At 73.7% G+C, this 20,426-nt stretch carries 15 protein-coding genes; 6 read left to right on the top strand and 9 right to left on the bottom strand.

The features are described from left to right. Window positions 1–29: 29 nt before the first annotated feature. The 3 genes from pflB to ACW14Y_RS03495 form a co-directional block, all read right to left on the bottom strand. The gene (gene pflB / locus ACW14Y_RS03505) at window positions 30–2,300 is read right to left on the bottom strand and encodes a formate C-acetyltransferase (RefSeq protein WP_456985824.1); all 2,271 of its coding nucleotides are present in this window, start codon (window positions 2,298–2,300) and stop codon (window positions 30–32) included. 14 nt (window positions 2,301–2,314) lie between these two features. Beyond that, complete coding sequence (adhE, locus tag ACW14Y_RS03500; protein ID WP_456985823.1) at window positions 2,315–4,963, bottom strand: bifunctional acetaldehyde-CoA/alcohol dehydrogenase; 2,649 nt, start codon at window positions 4,961–4,963, stop codon at window positions 2,315–2,317. Between the two features lie 281 nt (window positions 4,964–5,244). Then, entirely contained in the window at window positions 5,245–6,105 is an 861-nt protein-coding gene (locus ACW14Y_RS03495; protein WP_456985822.1) for a universal stress protein, read from the bottom strand. A gap of 423 nt (window positions 6,106–6,528) precedes the next feature. Here ACW14Y_RS03495 and ACW14Y_RS03490 point away from each other — a divergent pair, with 423 nt between their 5' ends. Both ACW14Y_RS03490 and ACW14Y_RS03485 read left to right on the top strand, forming a co-directional pair. After that, complete coding sequence (locus ACW14Y_RS03490; RefSeq protein ID WP_456985821.1) at window positions 6,529–7,134, top strand: hypothetical protein; 606 nt, start codon at window positions 6,529–6,531, stop codon at window positions 7,132–7,134. A 239-nt stretch (window positions 7,135–7,373) separates the two neighbouring features. Next, the gene (locus ACW14Y_RS03485; RefSeq protein WP_456985820.1) at window positions 7,374–9,110 is read left to right on the top strand and encodes a GAF domain-containing protein; all 1,737 of its coding nucleotides are present in this window, start codon (window positions 7,374–7,376) and stop codon (window positions 9,108–9,110) included. Window positions 9,111–9,158: 48 nt separating this feature from the next. Here the strand turns inward: ACW14Y_RS03485 and ACW14Y_RS03480 are convergent, their stop codons facing one another. The 6 genes from ACW14Y_RS03480 to kdpB all read right to left on the bottom strand — a co-directional run bounded on the left by ACW14Y_RS03480 (window position 9,159) and on the right by kdpB (window position 16,307). Next, the gene (locus tag ACW14Y_RS03480; RefSeq protein ID WP_380394097.1) at window positions 9,159–9,536 is read right to left on the bottom strand and encodes a pyridoxamine 5'-phosphate oxidase family protein; all 378 of its coding nucleotides are present in this window, start codon (window positions 9,534–9,536) and stop codon (window positions 9,159–9,161) included. A gap of 103 nt (window positions 9,537–9,639) precedes the next feature. Next, window positions 9,640–10,341, bottom strand: a complete 702-nt coding sequence (locus ACW14Y_RS03475) for a response regulator (RefSeq protein ID WP_380307828.1) — start codon at window positions 10,339–10,341, stop codon at window positions 9,640–9,642. A 169-nt stretch (window positions 10,342–10,510) separates the two neighbouring features. Further along, window positions 10,511–11,149, bottom strand: coding sequence for an Rv1733c family protein (locus ACW14Y_RS03470; RefSeq protein ID WP_456985819.1), 639 nt, complete (start codon window positions 11,147–11,149; stop codon window positions 10,511–10,513). Between the two features lie 53 nt (window positions 11,150–11,202). Continuing rightward, the gene (locus ACW14Y_RS03465) at window positions 11,203–12,081 is read right to left on the bottom strand and encodes a universal stress protein (RefSeq protein WP_380394103.1); all 879 of its coding nucleotides are present in this window, start codon (window positions 12,079–12,081) and stop codon (window positions 11,203–11,205) included. 894 nt (window positions 12,082–12,975) lie between these two features. Next, complete coding sequence (locus tag ACW14Y_RS03460) at window positions 12,976–13,845, bottom strand: universal stress protein (protein ID WP_456985818.1); 870 nt, start codon at window positions 13,843–13,845, stop codon at window positions 12,976–12,978. A 221-nt stretch (window positions 13,846–14,066) separates the two neighbouring features. Further along, complete coding sequence (kdpB, locus tag ACW14Y_RS03455) at window positions 14,067–16,307, bottom strand: potassium-transporting ATPase subunit KdpB (RefSeq protein ID WP_456985817.1); 2,241 nt, start codon at window positions 16,305–16,307, stop codon at window positions 14,067–14,069. A gap of 854 nt (window positions 16,308–17,161) precedes the next feature. On the opposite strand from kdpB, the gene ACW14Y_RS03450 reads away from it, so the two are divergent. The 4 genes from ACW14Y_RS03450 (at window position 17,162) to ACW14Y_RS03435 (ending at window position 20,419) form a co-directional block, all read left to right on the top strand. Next, entirely contained in the window at window positions 17,162–17,992 is an 831-nt protein-coding gene (locus ACW14Y_RS03450) for an SDR family NAD(P)-dependent oxidoreductase (protein ID WP_380307838.1), read from the top strand. Window positions 17,993–18,032: 40 nt separating this feature from the next. Continuing rightward, a complete protein-coding gene (locus ACW14Y_RS03445) occupies window positions 18,033–18,107 on the top strand; it encodes a 50S ribosomal protein bL37 (protein WP_456988047.1) in 75 nt (24 codons plus the stop codon). A gap of 1,228 nt (window positions 18,108–19,335) precedes the next feature. Beyond that, entirely contained in the window at window positions 19,336–20,118 is a 783-nt protein-coding gene (locus ACW14Y_RS03440; protein WP_456985816.1) for a hypothetical protein, read from the top strand. A 115-nt stretch (window positions 20,119–20,233) separates the two neighbouring features. Beyond that, entirely contained in the window at window positions 20,234–20,419 is a 186-nt protein-coding gene (locus ACW14Y_RS03435; RefSeq protein ID WP_380443558.1) for a hypothetical protein, read from the top strand. Window positions 20,420–20,426: the final 7 nt, after the last annotated feature.

The following is a 20,426-nucleotide window of genomic DNA, read 5'->3' as shown; positions in this document are numbered from 1 at the left end:
GCGTCGGCACCGCGAGGGGGCGGTCGGGGCTACAGCGCGTCGTGGAAGGTGCGGCCGATCACGTCGAGCTGCTGTTCGCGGGTGAGGCGGACGAAGTTGACCGCGTACCCGCTGACCCGGATCGTCAGCTGCGGGTACTTCTCCGGGTGGGCCATGGCGTCCACGAGGGTGTCCCGGTTCAGGACGTTGACGTTCATGTGGAAGCCGTGGCAGGCGACGTAGCCGTCCAGTACGCCGACCAGGTTGGTGATCCGCTCCGCCGCGGTGCGGCCCAGCGCGTCCGGGGCGACGGTGTTGGTGAGCGAGATGCCGTCCTCGGCGTGCTCGTACGGCAGCTTGGCGACGGACAGCGCGCTGGCCACGTAGCCGTGGCGGTCGCGCCCGTTCATCGGGTTGGCGCCGGGGGAGAACGGCTCGCCGGCCCTGCGCCCGTCCGGGGTGTTGCCGGTCTTCCGGCCGTAGACCACGTTGGAGGTGATGGTCAGCACGGACTGGGTGTGCTCGGCGCCGCGGTAGGTGGGGTGCTTGCGGACCTTGCCCATGAAGTCCTCGACCAGCCGGACCGCGATCGCGTCCACGCGGTCGTCGTTGTTGCCGTAGGTGGGGTGGTCGCCCTCGACCAGGTAGTCGGTGACCAGCCCGGTGGCGTCCCGCACCGGGGTCACCTTCGCGTACTCGATCGCGGCGAGCGAGTCGGCGGCCACCGCGAGTCCGGCGATGCCGCAGGCCATGGTGCGCCGGACGTCCCGGTCGTGCAGGGCCATTTCGAGCCGCTCGTAGGCGTACCTGTCGTGCATGTAGTGGATGACGTTCAACGCGTGGACGTACGTCTCGGCGAGCCAGTCCAGTTGCTCGTCGAAGCGGGCCAGCACCTCCTCGTGGTCGAGCACGTCGCCGCCGACCGGGGCGGTGGCCGGGCCGACCTGTTCGCCGGACTTCTCGTCCCGGCCGCCGTTGATCGCGTAGAGCAGTGTCTTGGCGAGGTTGACCCGGGCGCCGAAGAACTGCATCTGCTTGCCGACCTCCATGGCGGAGACGCAGCAGGCGATCGCGGTGTCGTCGCCGAAGCGCGGGCGCATCAGCTCGTCCGACTCGTACTGCACCGAGGAGGTGTCGATCGACACCCGCGCGCAGAACTCCTTGAACCCCCGGGGAAGTCGGGGGGACCAGAAGACGGTCATGTTCGGCTCGGGGGCCGGGCCGAGGTTGTACAGGGTCTGCAGGTAGCGGAACGACGTCCGGGTGACCAGGGTGCGGCCGTCCGTGCCCATGCCGCCGATCGACTCGGTGACCCAGGTCGGGTCCCCGGAGAACAGCTCGTCGTACTCGGGGGTGCGCAGGAAGCGGACGATCCGCAGCTTGACGACGAAGTCGTCGATCAGCTCCTGGGCCTGCTGCTCGGTCAGGAGTCCGGCGTCCAGGTCGCGCTGGAGGTAGACGTCCAGGAAGGTCGAGGTGCGGCCCAGCGACATGGCGGCGCCGTTCTGCTCCTTGACGGCCGCCAGGTAGGCGAAGTACAGCCACTGGACCGCCTCCCGGCCGGTGCGGGCCGGACCGGAGAGGTCGTACCCGTAGGCCGAGGCCATCTCCTTCAGCTCGCCCAGGGCCCGGATCTGCTCGGCGAGTTCCTCGCGCTCGCGGATCGTCTCCTCCAGCCGTGCCGGATCGCGCGGAGCGGCGTCCAGCTCCGACTTCTCGGCGAGCTTGGCCCCGATCAGCCGGTCCACGCCGTACAGGGCGACCCGGCGGTAGTCGCCGATGATCCGGCCGCGGCCGTAGGAGTCGGGCAGGCCGGTGATGACGCCGGCCCGCCGGGCGGCCCGGATGTCGGAGGTGTAGGCGTCGAAGACCCCCGCGTTGTGGGTCTTGCGGTACTCGGTGAAGGTCTTCTCCAGCTGCGGGTCGACCGGGTAGCCGTACGTCCTCAGCGCTCCCGCGACCATCCGCCAGCCGCCGTTGGGCATGATCGCGCGCTTGAGCGGGGCGTCGGTCTGGAGCCCGACGATCAGCTCCCGCTCCCGGTCGATCCAGCCCGGGGCGTGTGCGGTGATGGTGGACGGGATGTCGTGCGCGACGTCGTACACGCCCTTGGCGCGCTCCTCGGGGAAGCGGTCGGTGATCCGCCGCCACACCTCGGTGGTCCGCTCGGTGGGGCCGGTCAGGAAGCCGGCGTCGCCCTCGTAGGGGGTGTAGTTGTGCTGGATGAAGTCGCGGACGTCGATCGCGTCCCGCCAGGCTTCACCGCGGAAGCCCTCCCAGGCCGGGGCGGGCGCAGGCTGCGTGTGCGGTGCGGTGGTCATCTCGGTTTCCCTTCTCAGGCCTGGTCGCCGTAGTAGGCCCGGCGCATCAGCCGCTGCATGTCGGCGAGCATCGGCATCCGGGGGTTGGCGGGGGCGCACTGGTCCTCGTAGGCGTTCATGGCCTGCTGGGGCAGGGCGGCGAGGAAGGCCGCCTCGTCGACACCGGCCGCCTTGAACGAGCGGGGGATGCCGGCCCGGTCGCGCAGGTCCTCGACCGCGGCCGCGAGGGACTCGACGCCCTGTTCCGGGGTGGCGGCGGGCAGGCCGAGCATCCGGGCGATCGCCCGGTAGCGTTCGGGGGCCACGTAACTGCGGTACTTCGGCCAGCCGGTGACCTTGGTCGGCGCGGAGCCGTTCCAGCGGATGACGTGCGGCAGCAGCAGCGCGTTGGTGCGGCCGTGGGCGACGTGGAAGGTGGCGCCCAGGGTGTGCGCCATGGCGTGGACGGCGCCGAGGAACGCCGAGCCGAAGGCCATGCCGGCGATGGTCCCGGCGTTGTGCATCCTCTCCCGGGCCTCCGGGTCGTCCGGGCCGTCGGTGACGGCCCGCTCCAGGTTCTCGAAGATCAGCCGGATGCCCTGGAGGGCCAGTCCGTCGGTGAAGTCGTTGGCGTAGACCGAGACGTAGGTCTCGATGCAGTGCGTCAGGGCGTCGAAGCCGGTGTCGGCGGTGACGTCGGCCGGCAGCCGGGTGGTGAGGGCCGGGTCGACGATGGCCACGCTCGGGGTCAGCGCGTAGTCGGCCAGCGGGTACTTCTGTCCGGTGGCGGTGTCGGTGATCACCGCGAAGGGGGTGACCTCGCTGCCGGTGCCCGACGTGGTGGGGACGCAGACCAGCTTCGCCCTCTCGCCGAGGTCGGGGAAGGTGAAGGCGCGCTTGCGGATGTCGAAGAACTTCTCCTTGAGGTCGGCGAACTCGACCTCGGGGTGCTCGTACATCAGCCACATCACCTTGGCGGCGTCCATCGGCGAGCCGCCGCCGAGCGCGACGATGGTGTCCGGCTCGAACTCCCGCATCAGCTCGGCGCCCCTGCGCACCGTGTCGATGCTGGGGTTGGGCTCGACGTAGTCGATCACCCGCACCTCGACCGGCTCCCGGCGGCGGTCGAGCACGCCCCGGATCCGCTCCAGGTGGCCGATCTCCACCATGGTGTGGTCGGTGACGACGACGATCCGGTGCGCGTTCGGCATGCTCGCCAGGTACTTGACGGAGTTGCGCTCGAAGTAGATCTTCGGCGGGACCTTGAACCACTGCATGTTGGTGTTGCGCCGCCCGACCCGCTTGATGTTGAGGAGGTTCAGCGCCGAGACGTTCCCGGCGACGGAGTTGTGCCCGTAGCTGCCGCAGCCCAGGGTCAGTGAGGGCGTGAAGGCGTTGTAGACGTCGCCGATGCCGCCCTGCGAGCTGGGCGCGTTCCAGATGATCCGGCAGGCCTTGACCGCGTGCCCGAACTCCTCGACGAACGCCTCGTCCCGGGTGTGCACCGCGGCGGAGTGGCCGAGCCCGTCGAACTCCACCATCGAGGCCGCCAGTTCGACGCCCTCCTCGCGGGAGCCCGCCGTCAGGACGGCCAGCACGGGGCAGAGCTTCTCCCGGGTCAGGGGCTCGGCGGGGCCCACCCGCTCGCAGTCGGCCAGGATCACCGAGGTGTCGGCCGGCACCCCGAAGCCCGCCGCCTCCGCGATCTGCGCGGCCGAGCGGCCCACCACCGCCGCGTTCAGCCGGCCGCCGGAGCAGGCCTCGCCGCCCTCGACGCCGAACAGGTACCGCTCCAGCAGCGCCTTCTCCTCGGCGCTCGCGTGGTGGGCCTTGAGCTTGTGGAACTCGGCGAGCGCCGCGTCGCGGATCTCCGCGTCCAGGACCACCGCCTGCTCGGAGGCGCAGATCATGCCGTTGTCGAAGGTCTTCGACAGCACGATGTCGTTCACCGCCTGCTGGAGGTCCGCGCTCCGTTCGACGTACGCGGGCACGTTGCCCGCACCGACACCCAGGGCCGGCTTCCCGCAGGAGTACGCGGCCCGCACCATCGCGTTGCCGCCGGTGGCCAGGACGGTGGCGACGTCCGGATGCTTCATCAGTTCGGCGGTGGCCGCCATCGACGGCTTCTCGATCCACTGGATGCAGTGCGCCGGAGCCCCCGCCGCGACCGCCGCGTCCCGGACCGTCCGGGCCGCCTCGGCGGAGCAGCGCTGCGCCGAGGGGTGGAAGGAGAAGACGATCGGGTTGCGGGTCTTCAGCGCCAGCAGGCACTTGAAGATCACGGTCGAGGTCGGGTTGGTCACGGGAGTGATGCCGGCGACGACGCCGACCGGTTCGGCGATCTCCACGATGCCGTCGATCTCGTCCCGGTACACCACTCCGACCGTCTTCGTCCGGGCCATCACGTGGGTGACGTTCTCGCAGGCGAAGACGTTCTTGACCGCCTTGTCCTCGAAGATCCCGCGCCCGGTCTCCTCGACGGCCAGGACCGCGAGCGCCGTGTGCCGGGCCAGCGCGGCCAGCGAAGCCTTCTTGACGATGCGGTCGACCTGCTCCTGGGTGAAGCAGGCGTACTCCCGCAGGGCCGTCAGGGCGTCCGCGACCAGCGGTTCGACTGCGCCGGGACGGGTGGGCGGGGTGCTCGCGGGGGACTGGTCGGCCTCGTTCGTGGGGCGAGGGGACATGGTGGACTGCCTCTCCGGGTCATCGTCCGACTGCCGGGCGCCGGCGGGACCGCGGGCGCCTTCTGTTCAAGGGTTGCTCGTGCGGGGCGGGGGGCGGACCGGCCCTTCGGGACCCGGTTCCGGTCCGAAGGTCCCTGCTGCGGAACGCCGTCGGTCCCGGCCCGGCCGTCCGTCGCGGGAGGTGGTGCGGCCTCCGGGGCGGCGTCGGCGGTGGTGCCGCCACGGTGACGCGGCACCGCCGCCGCCGACACGGTCGTTCAGTCGTTCAGTCGTTCAGTCGTTCAGTCGTGCGGTACGACGGCGACGGGGCTGTGCGCGTGGTGCAGCACCGACTGCGTCACCGACCCCAGCCGGGGTGCCGTCGGCTGGTGCTTGGGAGTACGCCGTCCGAGCACGACCAGGGAGGCGCTGCGGGAGGCTTCCACCAGGGCCCGCGCGGGGCTCCAGGCGCAGACCTCCGCCTCCGTACGGACGTCGGGGTACTTCTCCCGCCAGCGCGACAGGGCGTCCCGCAGGCGCAGCTGCTCGGCGGACGCCATCGACTCCCTGATCTGCCACTGGTCGACGGGGGCCTCGGTCGCGTACGGGCCGTGCGACGTGGTCCGGCTCTCCACCACCCGCAGCGCGGAACCGGTGTCGGCCGCGTGCCGGAAGGCGAAGTCGAGCACGGCGTCGCACGGCCGGTCACCCTCCGCGCCCACGACGACGTCGGCGGACGGTCCCCCCGGTCCGTCCTCCCCGGCGCGGACCAGCACCACGGGGCAGGCTGCGCGGGCGGCGGTCCGCAGTCCCACGGAGCCGACCAGCAGGCCGGTGAAGCCGCCGAGGCCGCGCGACCCGAGGACCAGCAGCTCCGCCCGCCCGCCGACGGCGGCGAGCGTCTCCGCCGGATTCCCGGGCCAGATCTCGAAGGACACCGCCGATCCGGGCAGCGCGGCCGCCACGCGGTCGCGGATCTCCGCGATCGGTTGCGGGACCACGGTGTCACCGCCGAGGTCGCGTTCCAGGGCGTCGAACTCCGTCCCCGCGACGTGGACGATGTGCAGCCCGAGCCCCCTGCGCTCGGCCTCCCCGGCCGCCCACGCGGCCGCCGCCGCGCTCTGTGCCGAACCGTCGATCCCCACCACCACACCGTGCGACATGACTGTGACCTCCTGGTCCCCGGCCGGCCGTGGCGCCGGTGCGCACGGTCCCGTCCGGCGACCACAGTCCCGCCGGCCCGTGGCCCGGCCACAGGGGCCGAGCAGCCCCACCTCGGTACCGAAGGTCCCGGTGCGGCCGGTGCTCCCGGGGAGCGCCGGCCGCACCGGGACCGTCGTTCCGGCAGCCGGGACCAACGGCCCGCAGACCGGCGCGGCACCGACGGCGCACGCTGTGAGCAGACGCCGGGACCGCGATCGAAACGGTCGTCCGCGCCGCCTCCTCACCGCAGGCGGCACTGCCACGGGCGCTCGTCCCGGACCACCCCGAAATTCTGCTCGACCCGAGTCGGAACCGGGCGCACGGGCGCACCGGCTCGAACGGACCGCCACCGACGAACCACCCCCACCGGAGGAGAACCGATCATGGCCACCCAGCACGCCCACACGCCCCTGACGCCCCGCCGCGCCACCCTCCGTCGCTCTGTCGCCCGGCAGAGCGCCGCGCACACCGTGTCGGCCACGGCCGCAGCTCTCGCGACCGTCCGGATCGCGCTCGGGGCGCTCTTCCTCTGGGCCTTCCTCGACAAGACCTTCGGCCTCGGCTACGCCACCGCCGACGGCCGCGCCTGGGTCGACGGAGCCTCACCCGCCAAGGGCTTCATGAGCCACGTCGCGGCGGGGCCGTTCCGCGGGACCTTCCACGCCATGGCCGGCCAGGCCTGGGTGGACTGGATGTTCATGCTGAGCCTCCTCGGTCTCGGTCTCGCGCTGATCGGCGGTGTCGGGCTGCGGATCGCCGCGGTGGGGGGCACAGCCCTGCTCGCCCTGATGTGGGCCGCCGAGTGGCCGCCCGCCCGCCACCTGGCCGACGGCGCCGCGAGCGGATCCACCAATCCGCTGCTCGACTACCACGTCCTCTACGCCCTGGTCCTGGTCGTCCTGGCCGTGACCGGCTCCGGCGCCACCTGGGGCCTGGGCCGCCGCTGGGCGGAGCTGCCGGTGGTCCGCGACAACGCCTGGCTCCGCTGACGTCCGTGCACCACCACCCCGGGCCGGCCGCGACCTCCGTCGCGGCCTACCGCCCGTTTGCCCGGTGCCCGGTGGCGGCGCCCGGCGCGTCGGCCGTCGGCCGGACGTATGGCGTTGCGTGGCAACCGTCGACCTGATCGGACTCGGTGCCGGACGGAACAGGTGTCGTCGCGCGTCCGAAAAGCGGGGGTCCGGGCGCTGTCACGCCGTCACCGTCGTCTGCCAGAATCGACCGGCCGATGGCACGGGACGAGGAGGCTCGCGTGGGTGGGGACGAGGTTCGGTCGAGGATCCCGCAGCTGAGGCTGGACGAGTTGCTGGAGGAGTTGCAGGCGAGGATCGACGCGGCCCGGGGCACCCGGGACCGGGTGCACAGCCTGCTGGAGGTCGTCCTGTCGGTGGGCCGGGAGCTCGACCTGACGCAGGTGCTCCGGCGCATCGTGGAGGCGGCCGCGGTGCTGGTGGACGCCCGGTACGCGGCGCTCGGGGTGATCGGTCCCGACGGCGAGACGCTCTCGCAGTTCCTCACGGTGGGCCTGTCCGAGGAGGAGATCGAGCGGATCGGACCCTATCCGACGGGCCGGGGCCTCCTGGGGGAGCTGATCCGCCGGCCGGAGCCGCTTCGGCTGGCCGACCTCTCGGAGCACCCGTCGTCGTACGGCTGCCCGGTGCACCACCCGGTGATGCGGGCGTTCCTCGGGGTGCCGGTGCGGGTGCGCGAGGAGGTGTTCGGCAACCTGTACCTGACCGACAAGCGCTCCGGCGAGGAGTTCGACACCGACGACGAGTCGGTGATCTCCACGCTGGCGGTGGCGGCCGGGGTGGCGATCGACAACGCCCGGCTGTACGAGGAGGCGCAGCGTCAGCAGCGCTGGCTCGGTACCAGTGCGGAGATCACCCGCGGGCTGCTGTCGGGAGGGTCCCGCTCGGAGGTGGTCGAGCTGATCGCGCGTCGGGCGCGGGAGATCACCGGTGCCGAGCTCTCGGACGTCTCGGTGCCCGTGCCGGGGACCGGGACGATGCGGGTGGAGCTGGCGCTGGGCGGGGACGCGGCCGGGAGGCTGGGCCTGGACGTGCCGCTGGAGGGCACGTTGGCGGGTGAGGCGTGCGTGCAGGGCACTCCGGCGGCCACGGTGGACCTGGCCGGCGATCCGCGGTTCCCGGCCGGGCCGTGGCGGTCCGACGGTCTCGGACCGGCGGTGGCCGTGCCGTTGGGCCGGGCGGGCGGTCCGGTGGACGGCGTGCTGCTGCTGGCGCGGCGGACGGCGGAGGCGGCGTTCACGGACCGGGAGATCGCTCCGCTGCTGGGCTTCGCCGATCAGGCGGCGCTGGCGCTGGAGCTTGCCGAACGCCGCCGGGACGCCGAGCAGTTGGTGATGCTGGAGGACCGGGACCGGATCGCCCGCGATCTGCACGACCTGGCGATCCAGCGGCTGTTCGCGACGGGGATGACCCTGCAGAGCGCGGCCAGGCTGATCGACCACGCGGGAGCCTCGGACCGGGTGCTGAGGGCGGTGGGGGACCTGGACGAGACGATCAAGATCATCCGGTCCACGATCTTCGGGCTGCGGGCGCGTGCGGAGGAGGGCGACCAGGGTCTGCGGTCGCGGGTCGTGCGGGTGGCCGAGGAGGCGCAGGCGGCACTGGGCTTCCCGCCCCGACTGAGCATGGAGGGTCTGCTCGACACCGACGTGTCGGCGGAGTTGGCCGACCACGTGGTGGCGGTCCTGGGCGAGGCCCTGAGCAACGCGGCCCGGCACGCACACGCGAAGCGGGTCGAGGTGGTGCTGCAGGCGACCGGGTCACAGGTGCTGCTCACGGTCCAGGACGACGGCGTGGGCATCGCGGAGCAGGGCCGGCGAAGCGGACTGCGCAACCTCGCCGAGCGTGCCGAGAGCCTGGGGGGAGCGTTCGAGCTGGCGAGCCCCGAGTCCGGCGGTACCAGGCTGGCCTGGTCGGTGCCCCTGGTGCACTGACCCGTTTGCCGGTGCGGGGTGTCGGAGGCCCGGAACGCCGAGGTCCGGTCAGAGCCTGTCCGGGCGTCTCGACGCGAACAGGCGGCCGCTCACCAGTTCGGGAAGGATCCGGACGGTGACCGTGTCGGTGGGACCGCTCGCTGCCCGGTCCGGCATCACATCGGCGCGGCCGAGGACGGTCACGCTCCAGCCGTCGCCTTCGGTGGCGTCGAGCTCTCCTGCCTCGAAGGCGACGATCGCGCCGGACACCGCGCGGACCAGGTCGGACCCGGCGCTCAGCAGGACGCTGCCGTCGGCGCCGAGGCTGTAGCGGGCGGGCTGGACGGCGGGCAGCGCGTCGACGGTGTAGACGACCCGGCCGACCGCGAGGCCGGCGAGGCGTCGTCGGCATTCCCACTCGTCCAGCGTCGTGGAGTGAGGTGTCATGACACCGATGGTGCCGCCGCGCCCGGCGCCGGGGGAGAGGCCGTTGGTCCCCGGTCCTGCTGCCGACCGGACCTGCCCGGCCGGGTCTCCCCGTCCGGCCGGTTCAGCGGCCGGCCTGCCCGGGGGGACGGGTGGGGTCGGCCGGGGTCCGGGTGGCGATCAGGGCGGCCTGGACGCGCCGTTCGACGCCGAGTTTGGCCAGCAGACGCGAGATGTGGTTCTTGACGGTCTTCTCGGCGAGGTAGAGCCGCTGGCCGATCTGGCGATTGGTGAGTCCCTCGCCGACCAGGGCCAGGACCTCGCGCTCGCGGTCGGTCAGCTGTGGCAGGTCGGAGCTCGGCGCGGGGGCGGCGTCGCCGCGCAGACGGGCCATCAGCCGGGTGGTGGCGCCGGGGTCGAGCATCGACTGGCCGGAGGCGACGGTGCGTACGGCGGAGACGAGGTCGGTGCCGCTGATCTGCTTGAGGACGTAGCCGGAGGCCCCGGCCATGATGGCGTCCAGCAGTGCTTCCTCGTCGTCGAACGAGGTGAGGATCAGGCAGGCCAGGTCGGGCATCCGCGAGCGCAGTTCGCGGCAGACCGTCACCCCGTCGCCGTCCGGCAGCCGCATGTCGAGAATCGCGACGTCCGGCCGCAGCGCGGGCACACGGGCGAGCGCCTGCTCGACGGTGCCGGCCTCGCCGACCACCTGGAGGTCGGGCTCCGCGTCCAGCAGGTCGTGAACGCCCCGGCGGACCACCTCGTGGTCGTCCATCAGGAACACCTTGACCGGGCCGCGCGCCCCGACCGCCGGACTCTCCGTCATCACCACTCCAACCCCGTGGGCCCGCCCGGGTGGCGGGTCGCGTGGAACCACCGCGAAGTCTGGCGTGACCGGGGGCGGTTGCGATAGGGCCGGACGGCCCTGTCCGGCCCGGGGCGAGTTCCGCCGGAGCCCGCGGCCGGCACCGAATGGGCCGTGCCGTCGCCCCGGATCAGTCCCGGCGGCTGTCGCGCGGGGCGCGGCCGCTCCACACGGGCTCCAGCCGGGCCCAGGCCCGCGTCCACGCCCGGTCGGCCCGACGGTCGAGGGCACCCAGCCGTGCGCAGAGCCCGGCGGCGGCGAGAACACCGAGCAGGCCGAAGAGGACCAGGCCCACGCAGACGGCGTCGGCGACGAGGTCGGCGGTGCTCGGAGGCGTGGCCGCCACCTGGCCGTCCCGGTCGACCCAGATCCCGACGGTGGCGCCCGGCTCGGTGTTCCGGGGGACGTCGATGACGCCGGTGTTGCTCCGCCCGGCGGGATAGTTCCACGAGGCGTCCGCGCGGTAGGCGGTCCTCCCCCCGAGGACGGTGGCCTCCGCCTTCCGGACGGAGCCCTCCACCAGGGCCTCGACGTGGTGCAGGACCGCGGTCGCGACCGCGGTCCGCTGTTGTTCGGCGGTGAGGCGGACGGCGGAGGCTCCGACCCCGAGCAGCGCGGCGAGCACGACCCCGAGAGCCGTGAGCACCAGGGCCAGGCTCCGGGCCCGGTCGAGGGGCCTGCTGAGCGGATTGCGCTCCCGCCCCAGGGCACGGCGCAGGTGGCCGCACGGCGGCGCGGGCGGGCCCTCGGCCCGGTGGCTGCTGTTCATGGCGGTGCTCCTTGTCGCTGCTCGGGCCGGCGGTGGTGGGGGGAGCGCCCGGCTCACGGGTGGGGGACGACGACGACCGGGGCGGCGCAGTGGTGCAGGACGGCATGGGCCACCGGACCGAGGTGCGGTCCCACGCGGCGTCGGCGCTCCCGCCGGCCGACGACGACCAGCTCGGCGTGGACCGAGGCGTCCAACAGCGCCTGGGCGCCGCCGCCGAGGCGGACGTCGGCAATGGTGTCGACGCCCGGGTGCTTCGCCCGCAGCCCGGCGAGGGACCGGGAGACCACGCCCGCCTCGGCGGATTCCTGCTCCACGAGGTAGGCCCGTGGCGGTACCGGGCCCGCGAGCGCCCAGGAGGGCGGCAGGCTCCGACCGTGGACGGCGCGCAGCCGGCAGCCGCGCAGCTCGGCCTCGGCGGCCGCGAATTCGAGGACGGCGTCAGCGGGTTCACCCGTGTCGAGACCGACCAGCACCTCGCGGGCGGCCGCCGCTGTCGCGGGCCGCTCGACAGGCGCCTGCCCGAAGCGGACCAGCACCGTGGGGACGGTGGCGCGCGCCGTCACCGCGAGTCCCACCGAGCCGACCAGGAGGCCGGCGAACCCGCCGAGCCCGCGGGAACCGAGCACCAGCAGGTCCTGCCCCTTCGCCGCGGCCACCAGGCCGTCGACGGGGTCGTCCGAGATCACCGCGGTCTCCACCGGCAGGCCCGGCCGGTCGCGCCGGATCCGGTCGGCGAGCTCTCGGACGGTGTCCAAGGCCTTCGACCGCAGGTCGCCGGGCCACGAGGCAGCGCCGTCACCGGCATCGAGCCAGGGCCAGGCATGCAGCAGCCGGAGCGCGGAGCCCCGGCGGTGGGCCTCCGCCGCCGCCCACAGGGCCGCGGCCTCGCTCTGCGGTGATCCGTCGATTCCGGCAAGGACGGAGCGGGTCATCGTGGCTTCCCTTCGTGACGCCGAGGGCTCGGGCCGGGGATCCGGCGCCGGGGCGTGGCCTGAATCTCCCGTCCGGGCACCCGCTTCCGGAAGGGACCGAAGGACCCGGCGACGGGCCGGTGGTCCCGGCCCCGACCGGCCTCGGGCATCCGCCCCGCGCGGTACGCGCACGAGCCGGCCGCGACGGGCCCGGGCCCTCGCAGCGGGGCCGGGCCCGGGACCCGGGACTCCCGGCGGGGTGGACCGGGACCGCCGGCACGGGGACGGGGGACCGTCGGCCCCTCGGACGGACCGGCCCGGCGCGCCGAGGATCCTCCACCCCGGCTCACCGGACGCCACCTCGCGCCGATCTTCGAGAAGAACTCCACCCGCACCCGTTGCGCCTTCGAGGTCGACCGTCGCGATCCGGCGTTCCAGCGGTCGGCCGACTTCAGCGGCGCACAGCTCACCGGCCGACAGGCCCGGACGATGGGAGTGGAACGCGGCTGGACCACCGCGAGGGACGGTGCGCGCACGCGCCGCGTCGTCCCCTCCCCGCAGCTGAAGGCGATCGCCGAACTGACGTTCGTCCGGGCACTGTTGGCCGCCGGAACCGTGGTCGTCGCCGCCGGCGGGGGAGGGGTTCCGGTGATCCGCGATCCGGACAGCGGCCGGGTGCGCGGGGTCGAAGCGGTCGCCGACAAGGACCGGCGGCCCGAGGCCGAGGCCGCGGCCGGGTTCGCGGAGCGGGCCGGCCGGATCGCCGTGACCGGAGGGGAGCGGGCGGGGTCCGCTCGCCGGCCGTCCGGCTCTGCCCGCACGTCCGCGTGTACGGCCTGCCCCCGAAACCGCGGTGGCGGGCCACGGCGTCGGAGCGGCGTTCCTCTGCGCGGTGCCGGAGGGCACCGGGCTCCGTCAGTCGTGCGGGACGACGGTGACCGGCGCCTGGGCATGGTGGATCACGGCGTGGGCGACCGGGCCGAGGCGCAGGCCGAGGCCGTGGTGGCGGCGGCGGCCGACCACCACCAGGGCGGCGTTGCCGGACGCGTCGACCACCGCGCCGGCGCCGCCGCCGATCCGGGTGTCCTCGACCACGGTGACCTCGGGGTACTTGGCCCGCCACCCGCCGAGTGCCAGGCCGAGCAGCTCGGCCTCGATGGCGCGGAACCGCTCGGTGTCGACCTGCGGGGCCGCCCAGCCCGCGTAGCCCCAGACGGGCGGCGGGGTCCAGCCGTGAACCGCGCGCAGCACGGCCGCACGTGCCGCGGCCTGCTGGAAGGCGAATTCGACGACCTCGTCCGCCGGGGCGCGGGTGTCGATGCCGACGACCACCTCGGTGGCCCCGCCGGCGCCGGCCGCCCGGGTTCGCGCGGCCCGGACCAGGACCACAGGCACCTCGCACCGTGCGGCGACGTCCAGACCCACCGACCCCACGAGCAGGCTCTCGAACCCGCCCAGACCCAGCGAACCGACGACGAACAGCTCGGAATCGGCCGCGGCGGCGAGCAGAGCGGCGGTGGGCTCGTGACCTGCCAGCAGACCGGTGTGCACCTCCAGCCCCGGGTGGGTCGAGCGCACCTCCCGCGCGGCGTCGTCGAGCAGACGCTCGGACAGGGAGCGCACCTGCTCCCGTCGGCCCGGATCGGCATGGACGTCGTCCTCCCAGGTCCAGGCGTGGACGAGACGCAGCGCGTGGCCGCGGCGTGCCGCTTCGTCGGCCGCCCACCGCGCGGCCGCGGTGCTCTCGGCCGAACCGTCGACGCCGGCCAGGACGAACTCGCTCATGGCAGTACCCCGTCTTCCGTTGTTCGGGACCGCCTCGGGCACGACCGCCCGGGGCCGGGACCAGCCTCGCCGTGGGCGCCCCGGCGTCCCAGGGCCGGCCGGGTCCGCGGGCGGGGTCCAAGGTCCCGGATGTGCGGCGGTGTGCGAGGGCCGCCGCTGACGGCACCATGACGGCGACGGGAGCGTTCCTGACGGATCCATGACGGTCACCGGTCCGTGCCTCAGTCGAGGCCGGGGAGGAACTGGATGACCAGGTCGATCGCCTTGATCCCGAGGAACGGGAGCACGAGCCCGCCGAGCCCGTAGACCCGCAGGTTGCGGCGGAGCAGGTCGGTGGCGTCGGCGGGCTGGTAGCGGACGCCGCGCAGGGCCAGCGGGATCAGGGCGACGATGATCAGGGCGTTGAAGACGATCGCCGAGGCGATGGCCGAGGTCGGGCTGTGCAGGCCCATGACGTTGAGATGCCGCAGGCCCGGGTAGGAGCCGGCGAACATCGCGGGGATGATCGCGAAGAACTTGGCGACGTCGTTGGTGATCGAGAAGGTGGTCAGCGCGCCGCGGGTGATGAGCAGTTGCTTGCCGATCCGGATGATCTCGATCAGCTTGGTGGGGTCGGAGTCGAGGTCGACCATGTTCCCGGCCTCCTTGGCGGCCGGGGTGCCGGTGTTCATCGCGACCCCGACGTCGGCCTGGGCGAGGGCGGGGGCGTCGTTGGTGCCGTCGCCCGTCATCGCGACCATGTTCCCGGCCGCCTGCTCCTTGCGCAGGTAGGCCAACTTGTCCTCGGGGGTGGCCTCGGCGAGGAAGTCGTCGACGCCCGCCTCGGCCGCGATCGCCCGGGCGGTCAGCGGGTTGTCGCCGGTGACCATGACCGTCCTGATGCCCATCCGCCGCAGTTCGGCGAACCGTTCGGTGAGGCCTTCCTTGACCACGTCCTTCAGCTCGACGACCCCGAGCGCGCGGGCGCCGTGCCGGTCGTGGACGGCCACCAGCAGCGGGGTGCCGCCGTCGCCCGCGATCCGGTCGACCAGCGGCTTCGCCTCCATCGGCAGCCGTCCGCCGGAGCGCACCACCCACTGCGCGACGGCGTTCGCCGCGCCCTTGCGGATCAGGCAGGTGGTGCCGTCGGGCCAGGCGAGGTCGACGCCGCTCATCCGGCTGCGCGCGGTGAACGGGACGTCGGTGCGCTCGCCCAGTTCGCCTTCGGCGCGCGGGGGCACCCAGTACTGACGGTTCGTCAGTTCGACGACCGAGCGCCCCTCGGGTGTCCCGTCGGCGAGTGAGGCGAGCTGGGCGGCCTCGGCGAGCTGTTCGGCGGTGGCGCCGGGCAGCGGGTGCAGGGCGGTGGCGCGGCGGTTGCCGTGGGTGATGGTGCCGGTCTTGTCGAGCAGCAGCACGTCCACGTCGCCGGCCGCCTCGACGGCCCGGCCGGAGAGCGCGACCACATTGCGCTGGACCAGCCGGTCCATGCCGGCGATGCCGATCGCGGAGAGCAGTGCGCCGATGGTGGTCGGGATGAGCGCGACCATCAGCGCCACCAGGACGACGGTCGTCTGCGGGGACCCGGCGTAGATCGCCATCGGCTGCAGCGAGACCACGGAGAGGACGAAGACGACGGTGAGCGAGGCGAGCAGGATGTTGAGCGCGATCTCGTTCGGCGTCTTCTGCCGGTCGGCGCCCTCGACCAGGGCGATCATCCGGTCGATGAAGCTCTGCCCGGGTCGGGAGGTGATCCGGACCACCAGGTGGTCGGACAGGACGCGGGTGCCGCCGGTGACGGCGGTGCGGTCGCCGCCGGACTCGCGGATGACCGGCGCGGACTCGCCGGTGATCGCCGACTCGTCGACGGCGGCCACGCCCTCGACCACCTCGCCGTCGCGCGGGACCACCTCGCCGGCCGGGACGAGCACGATGTCGTGCAGCAGCAACTCCTCTGCGGGGATGCTCTCGTGGCGGTGGTCGCGGGTGCCGACCCGCCAGTGCAGGAGGCGGCGGGCGGTGGTGCCGGCCTGCGCCCGGCGCAGCGAGTCGGCCTGGGCCTTGCCGCGGCTCTCGGCGACGGCTTCGGCGAGGTTGGCGAACAGCACGGTGAGCCAGAGCCAGAAGCTGATCATCCAGGCGAAGACGTTCGGGTGGAGGACGGCGGTGAGCGTGGTGAGGGCGGATCCGGTCTCGACGACCAGCATGACCGGGTTCTTGGCCATGGTGCGCGGGTGCAGTTTGCGCACCGCGGCCGGCAGGGCGTCCCGCAGCTGGCGGGCGGTGATCAGCCGGCGCCGCCCGGGCCGTCCCGGTCCTGGCCGTCCCGATCCGGGTCGGTGGCTCGGGTGCTGGTGCTGGTGCTGGCGCCGGTGCGGGGGCTCCGGTTGGACGCCGGCCCCCTTCGGGCGGCGGAACCAGTCCGGCCGGGGCACGGCCCGGTCGGTGGTGGTGTCCGGTGAGGTGGGAGCCGAACGGCGCATCGGTGTTCAGGGGCCTTCCGGAGGCCGCCCGGGGGAGCGGGCGGCCCGGTGCGAGGGAACGGGGACGCCGCACAGCGAAGCACCGGATCTCCGCACACCATGCGCGTCTTGACGTCCGCTTGGCGGGTCGCCGGGCGTCCTTGACGCGACTCTGACGCGGCGGCCGGACGCTCCGTCGCCGGGGTGTCACGGGGCCACGGCCCGGCCCGTCCAGTACACGACCTCGCGCGCCGGACCGCGCGGAAGCCCGCAGCCTCGTCGGCCCGAACCGGCGTTCCGCTCCGCCCTGGTCGTCGCACCGGATCCGGCGGCCGTGCTGCGTCCGGCCCCGGCCTGGTGGCCACGGACGCGTCGGCACCCCCGGCCCGGTGGCCGTGCCCGGTGGCCGTGCCCGGTGGACCCGGCCCGGTCGATCCGGCCCGACCCGGTCTGACCCGGACCTGACCTGCCCCGATGCTGCCGCGGCGTGTCGACCGGACTGCTGATCGGACCGGGCGCCAAGGACCCGTCAGGGAGTCGTCAGGGAGTCGTCAGGGCGGCGGGTGGGGCTTGCCGGGGAGCGGCGGGGTCGCATTGGATGGTGGACATGAACCGCTCGACACGCCACCACGACCGCCCGCCGCATCCGCGGCCGCGCGTCGTCGCTGTCGCGGTCGCCACCGTCCGGTAGGTCCCTGCCTCCCCGCTCGGCCTCCGGCGTGTGCCGCTCAAGGACGTCCGCCTCCCCGCCGCCGTGTGCGGGGAGGCGGACGTGTTCTCCCACCGTTCCACTTTCCCCGCACCGCCGGCCCCCGGGGGCGTGACCCGTCACGTCCTTCGGCACCCCGGCGGTGCCCGCCACCCTTGGATGGGTCATGTCCGACGCTGTTCTGTCCACGCTGTCCGCCCGCACCGTGCTCGTCACCGGCGCCTCCTCCGGCATCGGCTGGGAGAGCGCCCGCCTGCTCGCCGGGCTCGGCGCCACCGTGCTGGTCCACGCCCGCACCACTGCCGAGGCCGAGGACGCCGTCGAGCGCCTCGTTGCTGCCGGCGCCCGACGGGACCAACTCGTGGAACTGGCAGCCGACTTCACCCGACTCTCGGAGGTCGCCGTGCTCGCCGGAACGGTGGTGAAGCACTACCCGTCCCTCGACCTGCTGGTCAACAACGCCGCCGCGATGGCCCCCGAGCGCTGCACCCTCACCGACGACGGCAACGAGGTCTCCCTCCAGGTCAACTTCCTCGCCGCGCACCTGCTCGCCAAACTCCTGCGCGCCCCGCTCTCCGCCGCCGGCGACGCCCGCATCGTCAACGTCTCCTCCTCCCTGCACCGCACCGCCTCCATGAACTGGACCGACCCGCACCGCGTGAAGAAGTACTCCCGCGTCGCCGCCTACGCCCAGTCCCAGCTCGCCCTGACCATGGCCACCGCCGACATGGCCCCGGCCGGCTCCGGCATCACCGCCGTCAGCCTCAACCCGGGACTGTGCGACACCGCGCTGCTCCCGCTGTACGGGCGGGTCGGCGCACCGGCGGCGGAGGGAGCGGCGGCCGTGGTCCGGCTCTGCCTGCCCACCACGACGCTGATCAACGGCGAGTACTACGACGGCGGCGAGCTCGCCCCGACGGCGGCCGTCGTGCAGGAGGAGCGCTCGCAGAAGCGCCTCGCCAAGCTCGCGGACCAGCTGGTCGGCCGCGCCGCCTGAACCCGAACCACCCACTCCTCGGATCGGAGCGAGAACGACCGTGTCCAAGCGCGCCCGCAAGAAGAGGGCCCGGCGGAAGAAGAAGGCCAACCACGGCCGCAAGCCCGGCCAGTAACCCGACGACCCACCCGGTGCCGCGTGCCACCGGCGTCGGCCTCGCCGCCCCGGAGGCCGCGGAGATCCCGGACTTCGATGCCGGAACGGGGCGCCCGGGGAGGAGGACGGTCGGACGCCCCACATGTATCTGGCGGCCATGCGGCGCACGCTCGAAGCGGTCCCGGCCCGGCCGCGCCATCTGGTCACCGGGCCCGGGACCGGCCACCGCTACCGACCCTGAGCCGCGGCGCCAAGAGTGCGTCAAGACCGCACGGTCAGCCGTCAAGGGAGCGTCAGGACCGGCCGGGAGTGCTCCCGGTCGGCCGTAGCGTCAGCAGTGAGGAAACGGTTCGCCTCCGGGGTCGACGACCGGTGGCGGACCGTGCCGAATCCCAGCCCCGGCGGTTCCTCCGGGGCCGTTTCGGCGGCCAGTGAAAACAGGGGAGGGGGGCGCGCGGCGATGCCAACGGCCACGTCGGGCGGATCGGTTGTTGTGGGAACGAGCTCGCCGGGGATGGCGGGCCCGGAACCGTCCGGTCCGGCACCCGCGGTGCGCGCCCCCCGGCACTGGAGACCGCGCTGGAAACCTCGCTGGAGACTCGGAGGGGGAGGGGCCTCCTACCGCTGGCTGCACCGGTCGTGGTGGCACACCCCGCGTCTGGTGCGAGGTCTGACCGGCGTCTGCCTGGCGGCGCTGCTGACCGCCGGAGCCGTCACCGCCACCGTGCTGGGCGGGGCGCGGGAGGGCACCGACACCATCGGTCATCGTGCCGCACCGCAGGTGGTGCGCTCGGCGGACCTGTACTTCGCGCTCAACGACATGGACGCCCAGGCGGCCAACCTGCTGCTGTTCGGCGCCGATCCGGACTTCGCGGCCGCGCGCGGGCAGACCCTGGACACGTACGAGCGCAGTCGGGCCCGGGCCGACAGCGACCTGCAGCGGGTCGCGGAAGCGGTGGTCGGGGACCCGGCCGGGCAGCGGGCGGTGCAGACCGTGATCGGTGAACTCGGCCGCTACGAGGGCCGGGTGGCCCGGGCGCAGCTGCTGGAGGAGCAGGCGAAGGCGCCGGCGGGGAAGCCGTCGGCGGAGGCGCTCGCGGCCTACCGGGAAGCGACGGACCTGCTGCGGCAGCGGTGGCTGCCGGCGGTGGACGAGGTCACCACCGCCAACTCGGCCACGGTGGAGCGGATCTACGGCGCCCAGCGGGGCGATCTCGGTTCGGGGTGGTGGTGGATCCTAGTGACCGGTGTGCTCGCGCTGGTGGGCCCTCGGCTTCCTGCAGCGGGTGCTGGCGGTGCGGTTCCGGCGGGTGGTGAACGTGCCGTTGGCCGTCGCGACCCTGCTGGCCCTCGCTGGGCTGGTCACCGCGCTGAGCCTGGCCTCCCGGGCGGAGCACCAACTGGTCGTCGCGAAGAGCAATGCCTACGATTCCGTGATCGCGCTGGGCCGGGCCCGGGCGGTGGCGTACGACCTGAACGCCGACGAGAGCCGGTACTTGACCGATCCGGCCCGTGCGGCGGCGTACGAGCAGAGCTTCTTCGACAAGACCCAGTCCTTCGCCCGGGTGGACGGCGCGACCCTCGGCAGCTACAACAACGAACTCGCCGCCCTGGCGGACAGGCACCGGGCCGACCACGCCGCCATCGGCTTCGGCGGCTTCCTCGGCGACGAGCTGCGGAACATCACCTTCGCCGGCGAGCAGGAGGCGGCCGAGCGGGTACTGACGGCGTTCCAGGCCTACCAGCGGGACGACCGGAAGATCCGCGAACTCAACGCGCAGGGAAGGCTGAAGGACGCCGTCACCTTCAACACCGGTCTCGCCGCCGGCCAGTCCAACGCCGACTTCGGCCTCCTCGCCACGGCGCTCGACGACGTCCAGGCGGTCAACCAGCACGCGATGGACCGAGCGGTGGCCGCCACGGACGCCGACCTCGACGCCACCGCGGCGGCCCTCGGCGGCGCACTCCTGGTAGCCGCGATCGCCCTGGTTGTGCTCGGAGTCCGGCCCAGGGTGCGGGAGTTCGCCTGACGGGCGTGTGCGTTCCAGGCGAGGCCGAGGGCTATGTGCCACAGCACGGGGGCCCTCGGCCGCCGCGGACGCGGTGCGCGCCAGGACGGCGTCAAGGTCATCGGCCGACACGTCAATGACGTGCCAAGGAGGCCCGGGGCGCGTCCCGGAGGTCTTCGAGGAATTCCGCGCCACCGACGACCCCGAGGAGGCGTACGAAGTGGTGTTGGTCGCCCCGGCCACCGACAGCGGGCCGGTCGGATCGGGCGGGACCGGGGCGGGGACGTCGGGCACCGACCCGTTCGGGACCGTGCTGGTGTGACGCCTGT

It is taken from the genome of Kitasatospora sp. cg17-2 (assembly GCF_054031055.1).
The sequence above is the reverse complement of the archived record's forward strand: the minus strand, read 5'-3'. Positions and strand labels throughout refer to the sequence as shown.